This is a genomic window from Neobacillus fumarioli NBRC 102428 (genome assembly GCF_001591485.1).
In the GTDB taxonomy this organism is placed as follows: domain Bacteria; phylum Bacillota; class Bacilli; order Bacillales; family Cytobacillaceae; genus Neobacillus; species Neobacillus fumarioli.
Window position 1 is genome coordinate 1 of the sequence record NZ_BCUZ01000171.1, and the last position, 4414, is coordinate 4414.

A 4414-nucleotide genomic window follows, 5' to 3' on the forward strand; every position below is an offset into this window, starting at 1 on the left:
GCTCGCTCTGGATTTGTCCTTCATCGTAGCTGTAAAGGTCAATTTCCTTTTTTTCTTATTCAGGCTTTATCCCCCGTAGACCCAAAAAGATTCTTTCTGCCATAACAACAAAAAACGCACTAGAATTCATAAGAATCCTAATGCGTTTTCTTTTCAATTAAATAGCTTCCAATTCTCTTTCTAAGGCTTTTTCAACAGGAACATAGGTATAGCCTAAATCTTTTGCTACTGCTTCGTAAGTGATTTCTCCGTTTGCTACGTTTACACCAAGCTTTAAGGCATGGTTTTCGATGATTGCCTTGTAAACTCCTTTATTGGCAATTTGCAATGCATATGGCACTGTTACATTTGTTAAGGCGATAGTAGATGTTCTTGGAACAGCTCCCGGCATATTGGCAACAGAGTAGTGGATGACGCCATATTTTTCAAAGGTTGGATTATCATGTGTTGTGACATGGTCGTCTGTTTCTACAATACCGCCTTGGTCAATCGCTACGTCGACGATAACCGAACCTGGTTTCATGGATTTAACCATTTCTTCAGTGACCAATTTCGGTGCCTTGGCTCCAGGAATCAGAACAGCGCCAATTAAAAGGTCCGCCTCACGGACAGCTTCGGCAATATTATATGGGTTGGACATTAAGGTTTTTACTTGATTTCCAAAAATATCGTCCAGCTGACGAAGCCGCTCTGCGCTTAAGTCGATGATGGTCACATCTGCACCTAGGCCAACAGCTATTTTCGCAGCATTTGTACCTACAATACCTCCGCCAATAATCGTTACTTTTCCGCGGTTCACGCCAGGCACGCCGGCAAGAAGAATCCCTTGTCCGCCGTTATTCTTTTGTAAGAACTGTGCTCCGATTTGCGGGGCCATTCTTCCAGCAACCTCACTCATCGGCGTTAATAACGGAAGAGTTCTGTTAACAGATACGGTTTCATAAGCGATTGCGATAACACCGCTGTTCTTTAAAGCTTCTGCCAAAGCAGGTTCTGCAGCAAGATGCAGATAGGTAAATAATACTAATCCAGGACGGAAATATTGATATTCACTTGCAAGCGGCTCTTTGACTTTCATGATCATATCTGCCTGTTTCCAAACCTGTTCAGCGCTTTCAATAATTTGCGCACCAGATTTTGCATAATCCTCGTTAGTGAAACCGCTTCCAAGACCTGCATTGTTTTCTACCAATACAGTATGTCCGGCATTTACAAATGAAACAACACCCGCAGGCGTAAGCGCTACACGATTTTCATTATTTTTAATTTCCTTAGGAATCCCAATATACATTAAAATTTCCTCTCCTTTATGAATCAGAAGTATCACTATGAGGTAAGTATAAATCGTTTTCATGGAAATTTCTTTGTTCATAAAGGAGAAAGATATAAGTCTTTTTTGGAGAAAATCACAAATAGACAAACCCTACTTCTCTAAATACTTTTCTAATTTTAAATCAATGAACAACATCACCTTTTGATTCGGATCCTTGAAGTTGATTTCGCCAATTTCGCTGATTCGTTTTAAGCGATAATTGAGTGTATTCGCATGGACATTTAATTCCTTTGCGGCAGTATGAATGTTTTGGTCATTGTTTAAAAAAACTTCTAATGTTTCAACAAGATTGCTATGATGCTTTTGATCATATTCATGAAGCTTTTTTAACGAATAGTTTTCATATTCGCTCATTTTTCTTTTCTCTAAAAGATGATCGAAAAATTGGTAAATCCCAAGCCGCTGGTAGTTGTATATATCAGCCGTTTCAGAAGGAAATTTCTCCTTAACAGATAATACCGATAATGTTTCTTCGTAGGCTTTGCCGATTTTTTCATAGTCCTTATACATACTGCTTGAAGCTGGGGTAATATGATTAATTTTGAAGCGTTCCTTCATTTTCATAACAAAATTTTCACAAAAGTAATCAAGCTCCTGAACAGGATTGTCGATATAATCGGTTGAGGTTAACAAAATCAGCTGATTGCAGTCAATCGTATAAAGAGGTATTTTCAAGCGCTGACTCGTTTTCAGTAAATAGGAAATGGACTGCTCTTCTTTACTGGTTATATTTTCTTGAAACTGGAATACAAGAACGGCAAAGGACGTAACGGGTGTTATTTGCAATGCATGAAAATGTTCGATGATCTCTTCCCGGTTTTTTAAATGACCTGTTAGCAATTTCCAAAAAAACTCCTGCGAGCGCTCTTCCTTTTTATTTTTTCTCGTTTGCAGCTGCAAAAGTTTATTTTTTACGGCTTCCGCTGCTTTTTTTAACAGGGTGAAATCCTCATCGGTAAACGATTTATTGATTTCCAAAGCCCAAATAAACCCTAATACCTCTTCTTGTTTCCATATTGAGATGGCTACTCGGTTGCCTAGGCCGATCTCATCCATGTTTTTAACCCGTATCGGGTCTTTTGTTTTTAAAAGGGCCGGGATGGTCCCTTCCTTCCATAATTGATTAATGACCTTTTCCGGAACTCTGCGGCCGATGATGGTAGAAATTCTAGCGGGATCGGTACGTTCATCGTGAGTACTGTATGCAAGCAGCCGATGGTTGGCATCTTCAATGGTGACAGGACACTTTAGTACTTGGCTGATCAAGTCCGCATACTCATCTAAACTATCGAATGCCGTCTTAAAAGGATCATTACATCTATTATTCAAAATAAAAACCCCCAGTAATGAAGAAAAACATATTTTTATCACTTTGTTTAATTTTACAAAAAAATATACTGAATTTCATGTTGTTTCACATAAAAATATCTAGTATACTAAAATTGTAATATAATTTCTGTTTATTTATAAAAAAGTGAATTTTTGAGTTAATTTTTAATGAAAGCGCAATCATAGGCAAAAAGGAGGCTTTTAATAATTTATTAAAAACATTATTACTTTTGTATAGGAACATTTAAAGGGGGAGAAGTAAATGAGCAATAAAAAAGAACTTCATCGCGGCTTAGAAGAGAGACATATTAATTTAATGTCGCTTGGAGCAGCGATCGGTGTGGGGCTGTTCTTAGGCTCAGCCTCCGCAATCAAAATGGCAGGTCCAGGAATTATCGTTGGATATGCCTTAGCAGGTCTGATCATGTTTTTTATCATGAGAGCCCTTGGGGAAATGGCGATTCAAAAACCTGTTGCGGGTTCATTCGGGAAATACGCCCGCGATTATTTGGGACCGCTGGCAGGATTCCTAACAGGCTGGAATTATTGGTTCCTTTGGGTAGTAACCTGTATGGCAGAAATCACCGCTGTTGGTGTGTATATGCAATATTGGTTTCCGGGTACACCCGGTTGGGCATGGGCACTTGCCGCGCTTGTCATTATGACGATTGTGAACTTTCTTGCTGTTAAATTATACGGGGAATTGGAATTCTGGTTTGCACTCATTAAAATTGTTACGATTTGTGCCATGATCATTGTAGGTTTAGGAATGATTCTTTTTGGCTTTGCTAATGGCGGCGTGGCTACTGGAATTAAAAACCTATGGAGCCACGGAGGACTTTTTCCGCATGGAATAAAAGGGCTTTTAATGTCGCTTCAAATGGTAATGTTTGCTTATCTAGGAATTGAAATGATCGGCGTTACGGCAGGAGAGGTTAAGAACCCCGAGAAAACTCTTGCCAGAGCAGTTGACTCTGTATTTTACCGAATTCTTATCTTTTATGTTGGTGCGCTGTTTGTTATCATGTCCATCTATCCCTGGGATGAAATTGGCTCTAAAGGAAGCCCGTTTGTCTTGACGTTTGAGCAGATCGGAATTAAAGGCGCGGCTGGAATCATTAACTTTGTTGTATTGACAGCTGCTCTGTCTTCCTGTAATAGCGGAATTTTTAGTACGGGAAGGATGCTCTTTGACCTGGCATGCCATGGAGAGGCTCCGAAAAATCTAGTAAAGATTACAAAGTCCGGTGTTCCAGGGCTGGCAATTATTGCTTCGGCTGCTGTTTTATTAATTGGAGTCATCCTGAACTATCTGGTTCCTGCCAAGGTGTTTACTTATGTAACAAGTATCGGAACCTTTACAGCCATTTGGACATGGGGAATTATCTTGCTTTCGCAGCTTCGCCACCGTAAAACAATGAAGCCGGAGGCACTAAGTAAATTCAAGTACAAGCTTCCGTTGTACCCATTCTCTAATTATCTTTCACTTGCATTTTTAGTACTTGTTCTGGTTGTCATGGCGATCAACCCAGATCAACGAGTTGCTATCATTGTCGGACCGGTCTTTATTATTCTATTAGTAGCAATTTACTATATAAAAGGCTTTAATCATCGAAGTGCTTCAGAAGCAAAAGAAGAACATGCCGGATAATTAAGGGAGACCCTAAAATTTGGGGTCTCCTTTTCGTTTATAAGGAATACTTTTCATAGGCAGCTTCTATTGGTTAATAACAAATACGGATTCGTGAATTA

The 4414-nt window shown here is 39.4% G+C and carries 3 protein-coding genes; 1 reads left to right on the top strand and 2 read right to left on the bottom strand.

Annotation, left to right across the window (positions count from 1 at the left end):
• Positions 1 to 157: 157 nt before the first annotated feature.
• The gene (ald, locus tag BFU02S_RS14870; protein ID WP_066372331.1) at positions 158 to 1291 is read right to left on the bottom strand and encodes an alanine dehydrogenase; all 1134 of its coding nucleotides are present in this window, start codon (positions 1289 to 1291) and stop codon (positions 158 to 160) included.
• A gap of 132 nt (positions 1292 to 1423) precedes the next feature.
• Entirely contained in the window at positions 1424 to 2662 is a 1239-nt protein-coding gene (locus tag BFU02S_RS14875; RefSeq protein ID WP_066372332.1) for a PucR family transcriptional regulator, read from the bottom strand.
• Positions 2663 to 2924: 262 nt separating this feature from the next.
• On the opposite strand from BFU02S_RS14875, the gene BFU02S_RS14880 reads away from it, so the two are divergent.
• Positions 2925 to 4313 carry an amino acid permease gene (locus BFU02S_RS14880; RefSeq protein ID WP_066372333.1) on the top strand — a complete coding sequence of 463 codons (1389 nt, stop codon included), beginning with the start codon at positions 2925 to 2927 and terminating at the stop codon, positions 4311 to 4313.
• The last annotated feature ends 101 nt before the right edge of the window (positions 4314 to 4414 follow it).

What these genes read in the sequence shown, in the direction of transcription:
- ald (WP_066372331.1), bottom strand. Translation starts at nt 1,291, where the DNA reads ATGTATATTGGGATTCCTAAGGAAATTAAAAATAATGAAAATCGTGTA.
- BFU02S_RS14880 (WP_066372333.1), top strand. Translation starts at nt 2,925, where the DNA reads ATGAGCAATAAAAAAGAACTTCATCGCGGCTTAGAAGAGAGACATATT.